This window comes from Bradyrhizobium sp. YR681 (genome assembly GCF_000282615.1).
Taxonomy (GTDB): Bacteria; Pseudomonadota; Alphaproteobacteria; order Rhizobiales; family Xanthobacteraceae; genus Bradyrhizobium.
The window spans coordinates 1-18,231 of the sequence record NZ_AKIY01000264.1 but is presented as its reverse complement, the minus strand read 5'-3'; the positions used below and the strand labels follow the sequence as shown (position 1 = coordinate 18,231).

Sequence of the window (18,231 nt, the reverse complement as noted above, 5' to 3'; positions counted from 1 at the left end):
TTACTTTACATTTTTCTAGGAGATCACGCGGTAGGACTTTGCCCTTTTCCTGCGCGGCGCAGGATCTGCACTTGGCTTGCCGGCGTTGAGCGCGCGCAGCATGCCGATGCGAGCGAGCATGGTATCGCCGCCGCGCTCGGCGACCAGCAGGATCGCCTCGGTCGCCGCCTGCCATTCCGGGCGTTGCTGGGTTGTCTTCGGCAGGGCGGCGATATACTCGCCGGCATCGAGCAGCGTCAGCAGCGTCCGGCCGTCGGGCAGCGCGACCGGCTCGTCGAAGGCGGCTGACCAGCTCATCCGCGCCGATGCCAGGGCCGCGAGCGGTCGGCGTCCATCGCGCGGGCCTCGCGAATCTCCTCATGGCTCAGCTCGGCGTGCAGCTCCGTCCAGGCGGCCCGGAAGTCGATTTTCGCCGCATCGAGGCTGCCGGCGCGTCCGCGATGGGTGCTTCGCTGCGGAACGTTCGGCAGGCCGCAGGACCACTGCCAAGCGTCCTTGCCGCCGACGGCGACCGTCTTGAAGATGCGGCCGATCGTGAGGTCATCCCAAATCACGAGGTAGTCGCCGCGCGCGGTATCGCCGCCGATCACGGTCTTTCGCAGGAAAAGGTCGGTAAGCATGGGCCAATTTATGGCACGGAACGCAGCCAGAACAAATTCCCCGGCTTTTCCCCGTATCGAGACGTCGTGTTTGGGGAACGTTCCGTCGCGAGACGTCTCGAAACGTCGCGGTCGTACGCGCTATACCGCTTTGATTCCAGTGGAATTTAGCGCGTTCCGCGCGCTTGACAAAGTTGCGGCCAGCCATTGGGGGATGGCTGGCCGCGCGCGAACCGGTCTGGGACGGGGAGGGGTGGGGATGTGACCGGGTCGCGTAACTCGTTTCTTGTCTCTACTGATCTCTTGCGCTGGCGGTGGAGACCGCCGGCTTGGTATCGCCGAGCGAGACCCAGACGTTGGGATCGCTCTGCGACTGGCGCTTGACGAAGCGGTAGCCGGTCTCCGTCCAGGCAACGACGTTCTCGTTCTGATTGTCGAGAACGAACTCGCCCTTGTCGGTCTTCACCGTCAGCACCGCGTGCCCTTCGCCCTTCTTGTCGCGCACGACGGTGATCAGCAGGGCCTCGCGGGGCCAACCGGCATCCATCAGCATCTTGCGCTTCAGCAACACGTAGTCTTCACAGTCGCCGTAACCGTCCGACGGCAGCGACCATTTCTCGATCACGCCCCAGTGCTCCTGGTCGGTCAAAGGCTTGACGGTCTCGTTGACCCAGCGATTGACCTTGACGAGGTCGCGCCATGCGGCCTGCGACATCACGATGTCGCGCGGCTGCGTCGGTGCGCCCTGGCACTGAGCGGCGTTATCCGCACAGAACTCGACCCAGCCGATCGGCGCACGCGTGGTGTCGCCGAGGCTTGCGTAGAGCAGACGGTTCTCACCGGCCTGCACCGTCGCGCTGATCCCGAAGAGCATGGCAGCCAGCGCCAAACCCTTCCCCTGTCCCCTGAAGTCCAACATTGCGGCCCCCGTTTCTTGTTGGGACCACATTGCGCCGGAGCTTTTGAGTTGCCGCTAAGTCAGCCAAGTCAAGTCGAGACGAATGCAAGTAAAACTAGCCGCGAATTCGATCTATACTTGAATCGAATTCTCGTAAAATTTGAAATGACTGCAATTGATTCAAATTTTAGGAATTAACGCGGAAACGCTGGCGGAACCGCCGTTTCCATGAGCGCAGAGGCCGCGCGTTAACCCGCGCGGATGCGTCGCCAGACGCGAAAAAGGCGGCGTCCGCATCGCGGAGGCCGCCTTCAGGGATGGAAAAAGGCCGGTTTTGGCGCTGTTTCGCTTTACCGCGCGGTAACGCTCTCTTCGAGTGTCTCGATCGGCTGCGCGTGAACGAACTCCAGCGCGAAGCCGTCTTCGAGGTTTCGGACCACGCGGCCCTGGACGCGTCCGAGCAGAACCGTCGATTTCAGCGGCGGGCGGTTCTCGGCGGCAATGGCGGCACCGGACAAGGAAAGGTCGATGATGCGGCAGGTCATCTTGGTGCCGTCCTCGAGCGTCAGCACCGCGATCGGATTGCGCGGCACGATACGGTCGTGGCGGCGATCTTCCGGCAGATTGAGGATGTCGCGGTTGGCGAGCCAGGTCAGCTGTGCCGCGAGCTTGTCACGCTTCCTGGGCGTCGCCCCGATCGTCATGGCAAAGCCATTGTCGATGATGCGGGTGATCTTGCCCTCGACGCGGCCGATATGGTCGAGATAGGCGACCACGCGGTCGCCGACATTGCCGATGCCGGGAGCGAGCAAGGCAAGGCCCCCCGGCGACATGTTGATCACCTGGCAGGGGAATTCCCGGCGGTCCGGCAGCATGTAGCGGCCGAGCAGGTGCACCTTCACCCGCTGGAAACGCCGACGTTCCTCGGCGGCCGGAAGAAATTTTTTGTTCGCCAACGCCATTTTCACAACCCGACCCCCCGCCTGGCGGAGTCCGGGACGACCCTAAGGTGCATAGGGTTAATGCCGCGTTAGGATTGCGGGCGTCGATCACGGACAGACACAATGCGTTCAAAAAGCCACATCAGGAGCGGGCAGGCCAGCACCGTCAGCGCGCCGAGGTCGAGCGCGGCGCGGTCCCGGCCGACTTGGCGAGCCGGCCGGCGACCGCCGGTCCTGCCATCATCGCAGCATAGAAGAGAGTGTAGAACACGCCCATGCCGATCGCTCTCGTCTCCGGGACGAGCACGCGTGAGGCGAGACTCATGATCGGACCGGCCGGGAAGCCCCCGACCAGGCCGATCAGGACGAGGATCGTGATCACGGCGTCGGACCGGCTCAGCCAGGCCAGCAAACCGGCGACGGCGAGGCTGGCAGCGATCGTCAGGACAAGCGGCTTGCCGCGATCAGCCAGATAGCCGCCTGATGGGACCGAGATCACCGACAGCCACATCACGACGCTGATCGCCGAGCCCGCCGCGGCGATGCTCCAGCCGCGCTCGACCAGCAGGGAGGGGCCGAACGAGAAGATCATCGCGAAGCCGACATTGTAGAGACCCCAGATCGCGCCAGCGACAATCACCGCCAGCAGCGCCACGGGATCGAGCCGGCCTGAGCCGGCGGCGCCTGCCGTCGCGCCCGGCGGCGGCTGATAGAACAGGATCAAGCCGATGCCGATCGCGGTCAGCGCGCCGGCCGACAGGAACACCGCGCCCGCGCCATAGGCAGTGCCGATCGCCGGCAGCACCAGCAGCGAGATCGCAACGCCCGCCGGCCAGGAGTTGACGAAGATCGCCATCGCGGTTGCGATCTCCTTCCCGGCGAACCAGTCGGTGCCCATCTTGGTGAGCTGCACCGTCAGCAGCACACCGCCGGCGCCGGAGGTGAGCCGGCCCGCCATCTGCCAGCCCCAGATATCGGTCATGGCCATGACGAGGCTGCCGGCCGTCATCAGCAGCAGCGCAACGATGGTGGTGGGCTTGTCGCCGAGCGTCCGGCCGATCGCGCCGCCCGGCAGCGCCAGCACGACGCCCGGTGTGAAGTAAAGCCCGATCAGGATGCCGATATCGGCAAGCCCGACGCCAAAGCTCTGCTGCAGCAGCGGCGCGACCGCGGCCACGCTCTGGAACTGGAATGCGATGGTGAGACGCACGACGAACAGGATCGCAAGAATGCCCCAGCGATTGCGCAACGCCTCATCTCCCCAACCTTCGCGCGAGGTTGCGGTGGAGCGCGACGAGAGTCAACCGGTCGCCGTCTTCGCTGCCCGCTGATAGAGCAAGCACAGCAGCGCCAGCAGCACCGCGGCTGAGAGCCCGAGCGACCAGTGAATGCCGATCGCCGCGCCGAACAGTCCGACGGTGATGCCGCTGAAGGCCCGCATCCCGAGCCCGGCCATGTTGTAGAGCCCGACGACCCGGCCGCGAATGTCGGACGGGGCGTTCAATTGCACCAGCGCCTGCGCCATGGTGTTGAACGACAGCTCGAAGAAGCCGGCAAGGAACAGCAGCACGATCGCGACCGGATAGATCCGCACCGAAGCAAAGCCGAGCAGCGCCACGCTCCAGAACACCGCGAGCAGGATCGCGGTACGCGGCGTGCCCTTCAGCCGGCCCCAGGATTCCAGCGCGATGCCGGCGAGCAGCGCGCCGCCGGCATCCGCCGCCAGCAGCACGCTGTAGGAGACGCCGGGATCGCCATGGCCGAGATCGCCGGCAAAGCCCGGCATCTGCGCGTGATAGGCGTTGCCGATCATGAAGGAGGTGAGGCCGGCAAGCCAGGTCATCGCCGTCAGCACCGGCTGGGTGCCGATCGCGCGCATCGTCAGCAGGATGTCCCCGAAGCCGCGCATGGCGAAGCGCCGCACCGCAATGCTCTTGTCGCGCACCGGCGCCCAGAACAGCCACAGCAGCATCGGCAGGTAGAACAGCGTGTTGAAGATGATGCCGTGCGAGGTGCCGAGCGTCAGCATGATGATTCCGCCGACCGCGGGCCCGACCAGAATGCCGAGATAGCGTGCCATCGCGTTGAGCCGCACGGCGCTCGGCAGATCGGCGGGCCCGACGAGGTCGTAGAGCAGCAGCTGGTTCGGCGTCTGCCACAGCACACCGGCGCAGCCATGGATCACCAGCAGCAGCATCGCGTGCCACATCTCGATGGTGTCGGTGATGAAGAAGAAGCCCCATCCGGCGGAGGCGATGATGAACAGCAGCATACCGCACTGGATGATGCGGCGCGGATCGAACCGGTCGGCGAGCCCGCCGACGGCGACCGAGAACAGCAGGAACGGCAGCCAGTGCGACAGCACGGCAAAACCGCCCAGCGTCGGCGAATGGAATTTCTGGAACACCACCCAATAGCTGATCACATGCTCGATATTGTCGGCCATCATCGCCAGCACATAGGCGATGAACTGGAGCCGATAGGGCACTGACTTCATCGCCGCGAACGAGCCGGATGAGGCGACGGGATTTTGCGGATGGGGGTTCAAGCGGGCACCAGGGTGGGACTTGAGCCGTGCCTACACGGTCGCCGGCGAGTGCTCAAGACACTTGGGTGTGCTTGGACATCTGCCATGCATGACGTCGGTGGTCGTGGTCGTCCCGTAGCCCGGATGAGCGAAGCGATATCCGGGACCACTGCCCCCGCATGTCGCTACGCTCATCCGGGCTACGACTGCCACCTTGGCACGACCGCGCGTCTCACATACGCTTTGCCCTACGCCCGCACCAATCAATCATAACAGACGGGCATCGAGGACTCATCCATGGAACAGATTCGCGTCTGCACCCACGCAGGGCCGGGCTCCGAGCCCGTCATCAAGACCGTGCCGTGGCCGAAGGTCGGCCGCAAGGCTGCGCTGATCAAGATCGGTGCCTGCGGGGTCTGCGGCACCGATGTGCATATCCTGAAAGGTCATTGGCCGAAGCCGCTGCCCTGGCCGTTCACGCTCGGCCACGAGCTCGGCGGTGTCATCGTCGAATGTGGGGACGAATTCACCGAAGACTTCATGAGCAAGCCGCTGAAGGTCGGCTCCAAAGTGATGATCCCCCCGCTGATGCCGTGCGGCCGCTGCTATTACTGCATCCACTATCCGCAGACCGCCAACAAATGCCTGACGCCGGTCTATTACGGCCGCTATCTCGGCTTCGACAAGGCGCCGCACATGTGGGGCGGCTGGGCCGAATATGTCTATGTCGATCTCGACATGCTGCCGGGCACCAAGATCTACAAGCTGCCCGACGACATGTCGCTGCGGCTCGGTGCGCTGTCGGAGCCGCTGACCTCCTGCATCCGCGCCTTCAACCGCGCGAGCCGTGCCGGCGGGTTTTCATGGGGCGATACGGTGGTGATCCAGGGCTCCGGCCCGATCGGCATTCTCGCGGTCGCGGCCGCAAAGGAGATGGGGGCAGGGCGCGTCATCTGCGTCGGCGCGCCGGAGGAGCCGCGGCTCAAGCTCGCCCGCGAATTCGGCGCGGAGGCGACGGTCAACATCGAGGAGCTGAAATCGCCGCAGGAGCGTATCGCGCGCGTGCGCGAGATCGTCGGCGGATTCGGCGCCGATCTGGTGATGGATTGCTCGGGCCACCCCTCAGCCGGCCCCGAAGGCATCGAGATGCTGCGTGATGGCGGCACCTATGTCGAGATGGGCCAGTTCACCGATGCCGGCTCGATCGACACCTCCTGGCACCGCATCTGCACCAAGGACCTCAACGTGCTGGGCTCCTGGGGTTTTACCGGCAACGACCTGCCGCTCGGCGTCGACATGCTCTACCGCACGGCGGGCAAATATCCCTGGCTGAAGATGCAGACGATCTACCCGTTCACGGAAGCTGGCGTCGCGCAGGCGGTGAAGGATGCGATGGCGATGAAGACGGTGAAGTCGACCATCGTGCCCTGGCCGGAGCTGGTGGTCTAGCCGATGGTGTCGATCCCGCACGATCTCGCGACGTTCCTGGTCGAAGCCAAGCGGCGCACCTATGCCGGCCTCGACGACGATGCCACGGTGGCCACGCCGCTGCTCGCCGGCTCGAAGCAGCTCGAGCATCGTGCGCCGCCTTACGCCTATCGCGACATCTATTTCGGGATGGGATTTTTCGTCGGCCAGGAGACCGTGTCGCGGGACGACCGTGTCGTCTGGTCGATGAGCTACAGCGGCGGCGCCCGCGCAGACATCACGGACCGCGACACCTTCCTCGCGATCTACAAATTCCTGCGCCAGGCGCTGCTGGGCGTGCGCGCCGAGGAGCCCTATCGCGGACCGCGGCTGTTCGAGCAGGCGGGCATGATCTACCGCAACGAGGTGGAGGGCTCGCTCGATCGTTTTCACGGTGTCGAGACGATTGCGCGGCAGGGTGGCACACTGCTGTATGAGCTGCGCTATAGTGGCGGATTGCTGCGATAAATGATCCGTAGCCCGGATGGAGCGAAGCGTAATCCGGGATTCGTGCCCGAGGCTCCGTATTCCGCTTCGCTCCATACGGGCTACAAGTAGGCATTTGGAATGAACGACGAGATGACAGACGAAAAAACATCCGAACCGAACCCGCATTCCCCCTTCCGTGCCATCCGCGCGATCGACTACACCGTCATCTTCGTGCGCGACATGGCCGCGATGCGCCGCTTCTACGAGGACGTGCTCGCCTTATCCCTGCTGCGGGAGCTCTCGCCGAACTGGATCGAGTACGGCCTCGGCAGCAATACGCTGGCCCTGGCGAAGCCGAGCCGGACCGCGGCGGATGCGCCGACGCCCGCGGGCAGCGCCTCGCTGCAACTGGCCTTCAAGGTATCCGCGGCCGAAGTCGATGCATGCGCTGATGAGCTCCTGCGTCGGGGCGTGGCGCTGCTCTCGCCGCCGACGAACCAGTCCTTCGGGCATCGCACACTGTTCTTCCGCGACCCCGACGGCAATCTGCTGGAGGTCTACGCGGAAATCTGATCTATGCGAGCTTGCGCGCCGCGGCGGTGGCCTTGTCGCCCGTGTTCGGCGTGCCGGTCGGCTCGATCAGCATGAGGTGAACCTCCTCGCGCGCCACCGGCCGATGCTCGACCCCTCTGGGCACGACGTAGAGCTCGCCCGGGCCGAGCGTCACAATGCGGTCCCGCAATTCGATGTCCAGATGGCCCTTCAGGACGAGGAAGAAATCGTCGGTGTCGTCATGCTTGTGCCAGCTGAACTCGCCCTTCACCTTTACCACCATCACGTCGCAATCGTTGAAGGTCGTGATCGTGCGCGGAGACCAGAAGTCCTGGAAGGTCGCGAGCTTGTCGGCAAGCGATATGCTGTCAGCCATGTTTTCCCCGTTTCTGCTCTCTCGCGAGGCTCGATTTGGGATCGAATTGCGGGCGCGGCAAGGGGCACGAAATCCCCCGCTTCGGCGCAAATCTCACTATATGCAGCAAAACGGCCCGAAAACGCTGGATGTAGTGGGTCGGGCGGCCGGTAAGCTTATTCGCGATGTCGCCAAAGCCATGCGTCATAGGCATGGTGATTTGCCCGCGCTTGGCGTAAAGAGCGTGCAAATCAAATCACCACGCGTGCGGCCGGACCATTTGCCGCCTACGCAGCTTCAGGTCGCGCGGCTCGACGTTCCGTGCCTGGACCAACCAAGGTTTATCCCGTGTCATTCCCGACCATGAGTCCGCCGCTCGCCCGAGCTTTGGCCGAGCGCAACTACGACCGTCCGACCCCCGTCCAGCTCGCCGTGCTCGCCGACGAGGCCGCAGACCGCGACCTCCTGGTTTCGGCCCAGACCGGCTCCGGCAAGACCTTGGCCTACGGGCTGGCCATGGCCAAGGACCTGCTTGGCGACGCCGAGCGATTTGAACGGGCTGGCGCACCGCTCGCCCTGATCGTGGCGCCGACCCGCGAGCTTGCCTTGCAGGTCCAGCGCGAACTGGCCTGGATTTACCAGTACGCGGATGGGCGCGTGGTCTCCTGCGTCGGCGGCATGGATCCGCGTCGCGAGCAGCGCGAGCTTGCAGCCGGCGCGCACATCGTCGTCGGCACGCCCGGCCGCTTATGCGACCATTTGCGCCGCAATCGCCTCGACATTTCGGAATTGAAGGTCGTCGTCCTCGACGAGGCCGACGAGATGCTCAATCTCGGCTTTCGCGAGGACATGGAATTCATCCTCAAGACCACGCCGGAGACGCGTCGCACCTTGCTGTTCTCGGCGACCTTTCCGCGCGGCATCGTCGCGCTGGCAAAGCAATATCAGCAGCAGGCGTTCCGCATCGAGGTCGCCGGCGATGAAGGCGGTCACGCCGACATCGAGTATCGCGCCATCCGGATCGCGCCCGCCGATGCCGAGCACGCGGTTGTCAACGTGCTGCGCTTCTACGAGGCGCCGAGCGCGCTGGTGTTCTGCAGCACGCGCGATCACGTCAGGCATTTGCAGGCGGCGCTGCTGGAACGCGGCTTCTCCGTGGTCGCGCTGTCAGGCGAATTGACGCAGAACGAGCGAACCACGGCGCTGCAGTCGCTGCGTGACGGGCGCGCGCGCGTCTGCGTCGCGACCGACGTCGCCGCCCGCGGCATCGATCTGCCGAGCCTCGACCTCGTTATCCACGCCGATCTGCCCAACGACGCCGAGGTCATGCAGCATCGCTCGGGCCGCACCGGGCGCGCGGGCCGCAAGGGGACGAGCGTCCTGCTGGTGCCGCCTATCAGGCGGCGGCGCGCGGAAATGCTGCTCAATCTCGCCGGCGTCGACGCAAACTGGGGCACGGCGCCGCAGGCCGAGGAGATCCGCAAGCTCGATCACGACCGCATGAAGGACGTGCTGTTCACCGAGGAGACCACGCCCGACGATCTTGCGCTGGCGCAAGCCTTGCTGGCGGAGCGGTCGGCCGAGGATATCGCAGCCGCACTCGCGCGACTCTATCGAGCGCGGTTGCCGTCGCCCGAAGACATCATCGATCCCGGCGAGCGATCGAGCCGGCCGCGCGACGATCGCGGTCGTGACAATGTCCGCGCGTCGCGCGACGATCGGATGCCGCGCGACGATGCCCGCAATTCGCGCAGCGATGATCGCCCCGAAAGGCCTCGACCAAAGTCCGGAAAATCGTCGTCGAAACATGGCATGGCGGACGGCAGCGTCTGGTTCCGGGCCAACATCGGACGGAAGAAGAACGCGGAAGCGCGTTGGCTGTTGCCGATGATCTGCCGTCGCGGCGGCATCGACAAGGGCGATATCGGCGCCATCAAGATCATGGACACCACGACCGAGTTCGAGATTTCCGAGCGGGTCGCGGAATCTTTCGCGGCGAAGATCAAGCGTCCGGACAAGGAAGACAATATCCGCCTCGAGCCGATGGCGGGCGCGCCGCAGCAGCAGGCGCGCTCGGAAGAGCCGTCACCTGCGCCCAGGCGCGAGAGGGACGAGGGTGGTCATCGCGAACGTCGCGACGACCGGCCGCGCGAGGCCCGCGAATTCAAACCGCGGGACAAGGGGCACGGCGAACGCAAGCCGAGCTTCGACGAGGCGTCTTCGTTCGGAAAGAAAAAGAAGCACAAGAACAAGCCGGGTCACGCCGAGCCGTCGGTCACGCCCTGGGCCCCGAAGGGCGGGCCGGGCAAGAAGCCGAAGAAGAAAAAGCATCGGGGCTGAATTGCCGTTCGGCAAACACGGCAATGATGCCGCCGGGTTGCTCCGGCGACATCATCGATAAGGTCTGGTGCGAGCTCAGCGGCCACCGCCGCCACCGCCACCGCCACCACCTCCGCCGCCACCACCACCACCGCCGGCATCACGCATCGCCGAGCTGTAGCGCGGGTCGGTCTGCTTCATGTAGGTGGGCGAGGTGTCGTGGGTGAGGTTGACGCGGCTTCTGGCAGGCGGGGGCGGTGCTTCGATCAGGATGCCGCAGCCCTCGAAGAAGGCTGCATCGCAGCCATAGGTCCGCAACTGCGCCGCGTTGGCGCTGGTTGCGCTGAATGCGGTCGTCGCAACGAATGCAATCAAAGCAACTTTCGACAATGTGAGCTTCATGGAAATTCTCCAGTCTCGGTGTTCGGCGAGACCAGAACGGCCCGCACACACCTTCGACGGGGGTCGGTTGATGCCGGTTCGAGCGGCTAGCTTCACGCCCGCGTGAGCCGGGTTGCGAGGGGAGGGACGTTACGCCGCAGCGAGATCGCGCAGCATGTAGGTCGCAGCTTCGCCATAGGATGCGAGCTTCGCGCGTAGTTCCGCATCCGCCGTGACGGGCCGGAAGCCGAACCGCTCCCACAGCGGCCGTGTGGCGTAGACCGAGACGAGTGCGAGCGTCGCGATGCCGGCAGCGCGTGCCAGCTCCTCGATTGCAGTGACATAGTCGCGCGCGACACCGCCGCGGAAATCGGGCAGCACGGCAACGTCGTGCACGTAGAGGCAGTCCGCGTCGCCGGGGAGTCGCTCGAGGAAATGATCCAGCGGTGGAATCCGGTTCAGCCTCCAGGGATGCGCGAGGCCGTAACCAACGATCTCGTCGTCGGCGGTGAGCACGCGGCAGCCTTCGGGACAGAGCCGCATCTTTTCCGCGAACACGTCGGGACGCTCGGCAAGGCCCGGATGAATGCGCGCGGCGATCGCGCTGATCGCCGGCAGGTCGGAAGTGCGCGTTGGGCGCCAGTGCGGCTTGGTCATGTCGGTACGTCTCACATCGTCCAGTTTATTCCGCCGCGCCGCCGCGCGCAGCGAAAAATATCGTGGCCGGGACCTGAGGAATACGATGACCCGTGCGGCGTCCTATCCATGCAAGCCAATTGCATGACAGGAGAGACCATGACGACATCCCCGATCCGCCTCGCGCTCACGCTCGCCGTGTCGCTCGCATTCATTCCGGCCGCCTTCGCCGCGCCGCCGACCAAGACCGGCAAGACCGACAAGGGCAACGTGCTCACCGACGCAAAAGGCATGACGCTCTACACTTTCGACAAGGATACGGACGGCAAATCGGCCTGCAACGGCCCGTGTGCGACCAACTGGCCGGTGCTGAAGGCCGAGGCCGGCGACGCCAGCGGCGACGGCTACACCATCATCACGCGCGACGACGGCTCAAAGCAATGGGCCTACAAGGGCAAGCCACTCTACACGTTCGCCAAGGACACCAAGCCCGGCGACGTCACCGGCGACGGCTTCTTGAACGGCGCCTGGCATCTGGCGATGCCGTGATGCATTGATGCGCGGCCGGCCATCGCTGCTGAAAGCGATGGCCGGCGCGATATCTGATGCGGCAAGATCATCGGCGGTGAGGCGCAGGCGCGATTTGTCGCGGGGCGTGGGCATGTTGCGCGGGTAAGTCCGCCTGCGCGCCTTGTAATCGGCGGTTTCGTAGCCATTTCGAGCTGACACCTCGCCGAAAGGGCATTTCGAATGAAGTTCCGTGTCGGATTCGAAATGCTGTACGATTTCCCGCAGCCAACGCCGATGATCATGGTGCTGGGCACGCATTTCACGCGTGCCTCCGATGTGATCGTGCCGGACTTTGTCACCTCCACGCCGGCCGTCGAGATCACGCCCTATCGGGACGTGTTCGGCAATTGGTGCAGCCGCATGGTCGCACCGGCCGGCCGCATGCGTCTTGCCGCCGATGGCGTCGTTCGCGACAGCGGCCTGGCGGACCCCGTGTTTGCCTCGGCCGTTCAGCACAGGATCGAGGAGCTGCCGTCCGATACGCTGGTTTATCTGCTCGGCAGCCGCTATTGCGAAACCGACCGGTTGTCGGAGATCGCCTGGAAGCTGTTCGAGAAGACGCCGCCGGGCTGGGCGCGGGTGCAGGCGATCTGCGATTTCGTTCACCGCCACATCGCGTTTGGCTACGAGCATGCGCGCGCCACCAAGACGGCGTGGGAGGCGTACCAGGAAGGCAAGGGCGTCTGCCGCGATTATGCCCATCTCGCCATCGCGTTCTGCCGCTGCATGAACATTCCCGCGCGGTACTGCACCGGCTATCTGAGCGACGTCGGCACGCCGAAGCCGTGGGCCGTGGGCGATTTCGCCGGCTGGTTCGAGGCTTTTGTCGGCGGGCGCTGGCACACCTTCGATCCGCGCAACAACGAGCCGCGCCAGGGCCGCATCCTGATCGCGCAGGGGCGCGATGCCTGCGACGTCCCGATCACGCAGACGTTCGGTCCGAACGAGCTGGTCAGCTTCAAGGTCTGGACCGACGAGATCGCGTGATGGCCGATCATCCCCCGCTCAGCAGCGACGAACTCGATTCATTGCGCAAGGTCGGCCTGGCCGAGAGCCAGGGCGAGATTCCGCAATTGCACTGGGAGCGTCTTGTGCATCTGGGCTACGCGATCAGGCGGCTCGGCGAGCTGGAACTGACGGCCGCCGGCACCCGGCGGCTCGCGGGACCATAGAGCTCGCTACCGCAGTCCCTCATACACCATCAGCCCGCGGGCGATCTGCAATTTGCGGATCGCGCGCGGCAGCAGTTTCTCCGGCTGGTGCAGATAGCGCCAGGAGGTGAGGGTGAAGGGACCGAGCGCGCCGCATTCGTCGTCGAACGGCGCCAGCACGCCCGTCACGCTGACAGGCGTATGCGGGCGGGCATTGAAGGGCAGCAGCAGCAGCTCGAGATGCGCCTTGCTGCCGTCCTCGCGCGCGGCGGTGACGCCGGCAATCGCACCCAGCGTCTCGTCGGCGACGATTGTCGTGATCTCCTCGATCTCGCTGCGGCTGGCGTCGACAAACAGTGCCGCAAAGCTCTGGTCCTTGAGGTCGAGGCCTGCGAGCGCGCAGACCCGCGTGCCGGCGACGCGGAACGGGAAGCCGAGGTTTTGTTCGCAGGAGAGCACGAAGATATCCCCGAGCAGCTCGCGGACGGCGGCCGGGTCGATATCGGCCCGGTCAGGGGCCCGCGCAATGCCGCGCTTCTTGTCCCAATACGCGAAGAACGCGCGGCTCGACGGATGTTTCATGACTGACGCTTACCCCGGGGTGCGACGTCGCGGGACAAAGCTGTCCCGCTTCAGTGCACCCGCGATCCCTTTGTTGTTGTGCAGGAGGGGATTTGCAGCGTCCATGCCGCGAGGGCGTTTTCGGCGCCCTTGAGGCTGCCTTTGCGCCGTTAACGTTAAATTAACTATGCGCTTTCCGCCCGCCGCGCGCCTGCTATGGTGATCGCGGTCGCAAGCCTCGCCGCTTTTCTCCAGGTTCTCGGCGGGGCCTGTACACAGGCGTCAAACAGTTTGGCCACGGGCCGGGGAGGGGTGGGGATACACCTTCATTCCTCCGGCCGGTAAGGCCGACACGGACAGGCAGGGCTTTCCCAGGGCCCTGCCTTTTCCTTTTGCGCACTTGCGCAAGGCCGGCAAAGGCGACTATCTCCAAGCGTATCGCTCCGATCGCGCCTGAAAGCGAACTGCCTTGGATTCCCCGCACAATTCTCCGCCGCACGATCCTCAAGCCGAGGTACCGGCAGTCATCGAGGAAGCTCCGCGCGAGCCGATCCTGACGCTGCCCGTGGCGCTGACCGCCTACATCCTCCTTTTGGCGGTGATCCACCTTCGGGTGCTGCTGCCGCCGGAGCTGGAGAATTGGACCATCGACGTCTTCGGCTTCATCCCGAAGCGCTACGATTCCTCGCTGCTCAATCTTGAGATCCCCGGCGGGGCCGGCGCGAAGGTCTGGACCTTCTTCACCTATTCGCTGCTGCACGCCAATCTGACCCACCTCGGCTTCAACGTGCTGTGGCTGCTGCCGTTCGGCAGCGCGCTGGCGCGGCGTTTTGGCGCCGTCAGGTTCTTCCTGTTTCTCGCGGTGACGGCGGCGGCGGGCGCGCTCGCCCATCTCGTCACCCACGAGCATGCGGTGGCGCCGATGATCGGCGCCTCGGCGTCGGTATCAGGCGCGATGGCCGCCGCGATCCGCTTTGCCTTCGTTCGCGGCAGCTTCCTGTCCTTCAGCCGATCGGATGCCGATACCGCGGCAAGAGTTCCGGCGCTGCCGCTGTCGCGCGCGCTGCGCGACGGGCGGGTGGTCGGCTTCCTCGCGGTGTGGTTCGGCGTCAACATCATCTTCGGCGTCGGCGCCATCGGCATCGATGCCGAAACCACCAGCGTGGCCTGGCAGGCCCATATCGGCGGCTTTGTCGCAGGTCTTCTGCTGTTCGCGCTGTTCGATCCCGTGCCGCGCGTGCGAAACGATGCTGCGGATGCGTCATCACAGGACGTTTCAGACCGTATTTGAAGCGGCGCTTGCGGCGCGGCCCGAATTCATCCATCATTCCAGAGAAGAATGTTCCGAAGCGACAAGCTGCTGGCAGCGATGCTTCGCAAAGCGCCCGAGCGTGAAACCGGCGCTGAAACTGTTAGTTGAAGACTCGAAGAACAAGTCCGGACCGCCAACAGGCGGACGGGTCCGATTCAGGGAGGCGACAATGACGGTACGTTCCATCCTCAACGCCAAGGGCCACCAGATCATGAGCGTCGAGCCCGACGCCAAGCTGGCCGCTGCGGTGAAACTGCTCGGTGAGAAGAAGATCGGTGCGGTGCTGGTGATGAACCAGAGCCGGCTGGAAGGCATCCTCTCCGAGCGCGACATCGTGCGCGTGATCGGCGCGCGCGGCGCTGCCGCGCTGGAGGAGCCGGTGAGCGAGGTCATGACTCGCAAGGTCGTCACCTGCAAGGAGACCGACACGGTCGCCGAGCTCATGGAGATGATGACCACAGGCAAGTTCCGCCATCTGCCGGTGCTCGACAACGGCAAGGTGGTCGGGCTGATCTCGATCGGCGACATCGTCAAGCGCCGCGTCCAGGAATACGAGTCCGAGCAGGAAGCCCTGCGCGACTACATCAAGACGGCCTGAGCCTTGGCCGCTCGTCGCGCTTTGCGCGTGCTGGCGCGCAAAACGCGATAGTCGATGAAGGCCGCGATCACCTCCGCGATCGCGTTGCTGCTGGTTGCCGCTTGGTCCGCCGCACTCGCATGCCAATGTGAGGGTTGTGGCTGCAAGGGAGGACCGGGCTGGCGGGATCAGCAGGGCCACTGCGTCTCCCATAAGAAGATGAAGGCCGTCTGCGGCGAGCCGCCGACGACGTCGTGCAGCTATGAGGGGGCAAGGCAAGTCTGCCCGAGCGAGCGCAGGATGCCGGATCCGCCGGCGAAGCAGGAGCCCAGCAGCTAGGGCTCGCGACCGGCGGTCTCACTGGGCCCCGGTGCGAGCACCTCGATCGCCTCCTGGATCGACTCCAGTGCGCGCTCGGCGGCGCGCGTGCCGTGCGCGATCAGGTCCTCGGAGCGGTGGAAGTCGAACCAGCCGAAATGGCCGACCCGCGGCGAGATCAACAGGTCCGGCGGGTCGCCGGCAAGGCGCGCGCGGGTGATGCGGTCCTGCATGATGTTGAAGGCGTCGACCATCACCGAGGAGATGCCGGGACGTCCGACGCTGCCGAAGAACTCGCGCTTCATGGTCTTCTCTGCCGAGAACAGGCGCGGAAAGCGCCGCTTGGCCGTCGTTTCCTCGGCCGCGGGCGCGACCGTCTCCGGCGCGGCGCCGTGCGAATAGATCGTCGTGGAATGGGTGAAGATGTCGCTGGAAAGATTTGCGGCAATGACGATTTCGGCGCCGAGCGCGCGGGCGGCCGAGACCGGCACCGGATTGACCAGCGCGCCGTCGACCAGCCAGCGGTCGCCGATCAGGATCGGTGCGAAGATGCCGGGCAGGGCATAGGAGGCCCGCATCGCATCGACCACGCGGCCGCGTGTCAGCCAGATCTCGTGGCCGGTGCGGACCTCGGTGGCGACGCTGGCGAACTTGATCGGCAGGTCCTCGATCAGGATCTGCCCGATCGCCTCCTCGAGCCGGGTGGCGAGCTTCTCGCCGCCGAGCAGGCCGGAGCCGTTGAGGCGGATGTCGAGATAGCCGAGGATGTTGCGCATGCCTTGCAGGCTGCGCCCCCATTCCTCCAGCGTGTCGAGCCGGCCGGCCGCATGGAGGCCGCCGACCACGGCGCCGATCGAGGTGCCGACCACGACGTCGGGCACGATCCCGTTGGCAATCAGCGTCCTCAGGATTCCGATATGGGCAAAGCCGCGGGCCGCGCCGCCGCCGAGTGCCAGACCGATGACGGGCTTGCGAATGCTGCCAAGTCCGACCTTCTCGCCATTGGAGCCGTTCGCGCTCCGCCCCTTCAACATATCCAGCACCGAAACTCTCCTACCCCGGGCCAGCCCTCACACCAGAGTAGGCACCGCACTTCCGCTCCGCCATAACGAGGGCCAAGCATGGTTTACATCGTTCGGGGAAGCAGGGGGCAGCAGTGTGGCGAAGGCTGTTGGCCTCGCTTCCAATCACGCAGGCGTCAATCGGGTTCCATAGAACCGGACCGGACCGTATTTCCTGGGATATCAGAGGCTTGAATTTGCCGCGTTTTCGGTGAAAAGCAGGTGGCATGACACGCGGGGGTGACGGCATCATCGGATGGCGGCGCAGCGGCAGGCTGCTGCCGGCGCTGGTCCTTGGTGCGTGCCTTGCTCTTGGTCCGGTGATTTCAGGCCAAAATGCCGCCCAGGCGCAGCTTTTCTCCGATCGTCCGCCGCCGGTCCCCCCGGCCTCGGTACCCGACCCCGGCGGCGCCGTCAGCCTGGCGCCTCCGTCCGGCCCGGGCGCGGGACCGCCGAGCCTGCCGCCGACCCTGATGCAGCCGACCACGCCCAGCATGCCGCCGCCGGCGGTCACGACGGTGCCGCCGGCGCCGCCGCTCAATGCGGCCGTGCCCGGACAGGGCGTGCTGTCGCTGACCGCGAAATACGGCAAGGACACCCCCCCGATCACCAGCGGACTGGTCTGGCGCGTGTTCGCCGACCGTCCCGACGAGAACGGCACCTTCAAGCTGATCCGCGAGGACCGCAGCGCCACCCCCAACATCGTGCTGCCGCCCGGCAATTACGTCGTGCACGTCGCCTTCGGCCTCGTTAGCGCGGTGCGCACCGTCAGCCTGAAGGCCGAGACCGACCGCGAATCCTTCGTGCTGCCGGCCGGCGGCCTCCGCATCGAGGGCCGCGTTGGCACGAGCCGCATTCCGCAGAACCAGATCTCGTTCGCGATCTACAAGGGCAGCCAGTTCGAATCCGGCGAGCGCGCCTCGCTGGTGCCGAACGTCGCCGCCGGCGACGTCGTGCTGATTCCGGAAGGCACCTACTACATCATCTCCAACTATGGCGACGCCAATTCGGTGGTGCGCTCGGACATCCGTGTCCAGGCCGGCAAGCTCACCGACGTCACCATCACCCACCGCGCCGCCGTCATCACGCTCAAGCTCGTCAGTGACAAGGGCGGCGAGGCGCTCGCCAACACCGCCTGGTCGGTGCTGACGCCCGGCGGCGACGTCATCAAGGAATCGATCGGCGCCTTCCCGCGCGTGGTGCTCTCCGAAGGCGAATACCGCGCCATCGCCAAGAACGAGGGCAAGGTCTACGAGCGCGGCTTCAACGTCGTGAACGGCGTCGACGGCGAAGTCGAAGTGGTGGCGCGCTAGTCTCTCGTGTCCCGGACGCGGTGCGGCATGCAATGCCGCTCCGCAGAGCCGGGACCCATCTCTCGGATCGGCATGCGGTTACGATGGGCCCCGGCTCTGCAGCGCATCGTCGAAGGGACGCTGCGCTGCGTCTGGGGCACGAGAGCGCAGTTTCAACGCGCCGCTCTCTCCACAGCGTCATTGCGAGCGCAGCGAAGCAATCCAGGAATCTCTCCGCGGAGACAGTCTGGATTGCTTCGCTGCGCTCGCAATGACGGGGAGGGG

General features: G+C 65.4%; 21 protein-coding genes. 10 read left to right on the top strand and 11 right to left on the bottom strand.

Translation table 11 applies throughout. The features are described 5' to 3' along the window. Positions 1–15: 15 nt before the first annotated feature. From PMI42_RS28805 to PMI42_RS28780, 6 genes are all read right to left on the bottom strand, one after another. Positions 16–297, bottom strand: coding sequence for a hypothetical protein (locus tag PMI42_RS28805; protein WP_008140946.1), 282 nt, complete (start codon positions 295–297; stop codon positions 16–18). Beyond that, positions 294–620, bottom strand: coding sequence for a hypothetical protein (locus PMI42_RS28800; protein ID WP_008140945.1), 327 nt, complete (start codon positions 618–620; stop codon positions 294–296). The genes PMI42_RS28805 and PMI42_RS28800 overlap by 4 nt, the downstream gene beginning before the upstream one ends. Before the next feature lie 271 nt (positions 621–891). Then, positions 892–1,518 (bottom strand): transglutaminase-like cysteine peptidase, encoded by a 627-nt coding sequence (locus PMI42_RS28795; protein ID WP_008140944.1) that lies wholly within the window; start codon positions 1,516–1,518, stop codon positions 892–894. Positions 1,519–1,847: 329 nt separating this feature from the next. After that, positions 1,848–2,459: a PilZ domain-containing protein gene (locus PMI42_RS28790; RefSeq protein WP_008140941.1), complete on the bottom strand. Its 612-nt coding sequence runs from the start codon at positions 2,457–2,459 to the stop codon at positions 1,848–1,850. A gap of 145 nt (positions 2,460–2,604) precedes the next feature. Continuing rightward, complete coding sequence (locus tag PMI42_RS28785; RefSeq protein WP_008140939.1) at positions 2,605–3,687, bottom strand: MFS transporter; 1,083 nt, start codon at positions 3,685–3,687, stop codon at positions 2,605–2,607. A 51-nt stretch (positions 3,688–3,738) separates the two neighbouring features. Next, positions 3,739–4,986: an MFS transporter gene (locus PMI42_RS28780; protein ID WP_035966937.1), complete on the bottom strand. Its 1,248-nt coding sequence runs from the start codon at positions 4,984–4,986 to the stop codon at positions 3,739–3,741. A 276-nt stretch (positions 4,987–5,262) separates the two neighbouring features. Here PMI42_RS28780 and PMI42_RS28775 point away from each other — a divergent pair, with 276 nt between their 5' ends. The 3 genes from PMI42_RS28775 (at position 5,263) to PMI42_RS28765 (ending at position 7,434) form a co-directional block, all read left to right on the top strand. Beyond that, positions 5,263–6,414 carry a zinc-binding dehydrogenase gene (locus tag PMI42_RS28775; protein ID WP_008140934.1) on the top strand — a complete coding sequence of 384 codons (1,152 nt, stop codon included), beginning with the start codon at positions 5,263–5,265 and terminating at the stop codon, positions 6,412–6,414. Positions 6,415–6,417: 3 nt separating this feature from the next. Then, positions 6,418–6,900 carry a DUF5680 domain-containing protein gene (locus tag PMI42_RS28770; RefSeq protein ID WP_008140932.1) on the top strand — a complete coding sequence of 161 codons (483 nt, stop codon included), beginning with the start codon at positions 6,418–6,420 and terminating at the stop codon, positions 6,898–6,900. Between the two features lie 99 nt (positions 6,901–6,999). Next, positions 7,000–7,434: a VOC family protein gene (locus PMI42_RS28765; RefSeq protein ID WP_008140931.1), complete on the top strand. Its 435-nt coding sequence runs from the start codon at positions 7,000–7,002 to the stop codon at positions 7,432–7,434. A gap of 1 nt (position 7,435) precedes the next feature. Here PMI42_RS28765 and PMI42_RS28760 read toward each other — a convergent pair whose 3' ends face one another. Then, the gene (locus PMI42_RS28760; protein ID WP_008140929.1) at positions 7,436–7,789 is read right to left on the bottom strand and encodes a cupin domain-containing protein; all 354 of its coding nucleotides are present in this window, start codon (positions 7,787–7,789) and stop codon (positions 7,436–7,438) included. A gap of 342 nt (positions 7,790–8,131) precedes the next feature. On the opposite strand from PMI42_RS28760, the gene PMI42_RS28755 reads away from it, so the two are divergent. Continuing rightward, positions 8,132–10,108 (top strand): DEAD/DEAH box helicase, encoded by a 1,977-nt coding sequence (locus PMI42_RS28755; RefSeq protein ID WP_008140927.1) that lies wholly within the window; start codon positions 8,132–8,134, stop codon positions 10,106–10,108. Between the two features lie 75 nt (positions 10,109–10,183). Here the strand turns inward: PMI42_RS28755 and PMI42_RS39775 are convergent, their stop codons facing one another. Together PMI42_RS39775 and PMI42_RS28745 are read right to left on the bottom strand one after the other, a co-directional pair. Next, positions 10,184–10,489, bottom strand: a complete 306-nt coding sequence (locus PMI42_RS39775) for a hypothetical protein (RefSeq protein ID WP_008140925.1) — start codon at positions 10,487–10,489, stop codon at positions 10,184–10,186. A gap of 129 nt (positions 10,490–10,618) precedes the next feature. After that, a complete protein-coding gene (locus PMI42_RS28745; RefSeq protein WP_008140923.1) occupies positions 10,619–11,125 on the bottom strand; it encodes a GNAT family N-acetyltransferase in 507 nt (168 codons plus the stop codon). Positions 11,126–11,263: 138 nt separating this feature from the next. On the opposite strand from PMI42_RS28745, the gene PMI42_RS28740 reads away from it, so the two are divergent. The 3 genes from PMI42_RS28740 to PMI42_RS28730 all read left to right on the top strand — a co-directional run bounded on the left by PMI42_RS28740 (position 11,264) and on the right by PMI42_RS28730 (position 12,846). Beyond that, positions 11,264–11,653, top strand: a complete 390-nt coding sequence (locus tag PMI42_RS28740; protein ID WP_008140920.1) for a COG4315 family predicted lipoprotein — start codon at positions 11,264–11,266, stop codon at positions 11,651–11,653. Positions 11,654–11,854: 201 nt separating this feature from the next. Further along, positions 11,855–12,661: a transglutaminase-like domain-containing protein gene (locus PMI42_RS28735; protein ID WP_008140917.1), complete on the top strand. Its 807-nt coding sequence runs from the start codon at positions 11,855–11,857 to the stop codon at positions 12,659–12,661. Continuing rightward, complete coding sequence (locus tag PMI42_RS28730) at positions 12,661–12,846, top strand: hypothetical protein (protein ID WP_008140916.1); 186 nt, start codon at positions 12,661–12,663, stop codon at positions 12,844–12,846. Before PMI42_RS28735 ends, PMI42_RS28730 begins: the two co-directional genes overlap by 1 nt. 6 nt (positions 12,847–12,852) lie before the next feature. On the opposite strand, the gene PMI42_RS28725 is transcribed toward PMI42_RS28730, so the two are convergent. After that, positions 12,853–13,407, bottom strand: coding sequence for a PAS domain-containing protein (locus PMI42_RS28725; protein ID WP_008140914.1), 555 nt, complete (start codon positions 13,405–13,407; stop codon positions 12,853–12,855). A 448-nt stretch (positions 13,408–13,855) separates the two neighbouring features. On the opposite strand from PMI42_RS28725, the gene PMI42_RS28720 reads away from it, so the two are divergent. Together PMI42_RS28720 and PMI42_RS28715 are read left to right on the top strand one after the other, a co-directional pair. Beyond that, positions 13,856–14,677, top strand: coding sequence for a rhomboid family intramembrane serine protease (locus PMI42_RS28720; protein WP_008140913.1), 822 nt, complete (start codon positions 13,856–13,858; stop codon positions 14,675–14,677). Positions 14,678–14,867: 190 nt separating this feature from the next. Further along, a complete protein-coding gene (locus tag PMI42_RS28715) occupies positions 14,868–15,296 on the top strand; it encodes a CBS domain-containing protein (protein WP_008140911.1) in 429 nt (142 codons plus the stop codon). Between the two features lie 314 nt (positions 15,297–15,610). On the opposite strand, the gene PMI42_RS28705 is transcribed toward PMI42_RS28715, so the two are convergent. Continuing rightward, on the bottom strand, positions 15,611–16,636 hold the full coding sequence (locus tag PMI42_RS28705; RefSeq protein ID WP_008140908.1) for a patatin-like phospholipase family protein: 1,026 nt from the start codon (positions 16,634–16,636) through the stop codon (positions 15,611–15,613). 245 nt (positions 16,637–16,881) lie between these two features. Between PMI42_RS28705 and PMI42_RS28700 the strand changes: the two genes are divergently transcribed. Beyond that, complete coding sequence (locus PMI42_RS28700; RefSeq protein WP_008140906.1) at positions 16,882–17,967, top strand: RgsD C-terminal domain-containing protein; 1,086 nt, start codon at positions 16,882–16,884, stop codon at positions 17,965–17,967. The last annotated feature ends 264 nt before the right edge of the window (positions 17,968–18,231 follow it).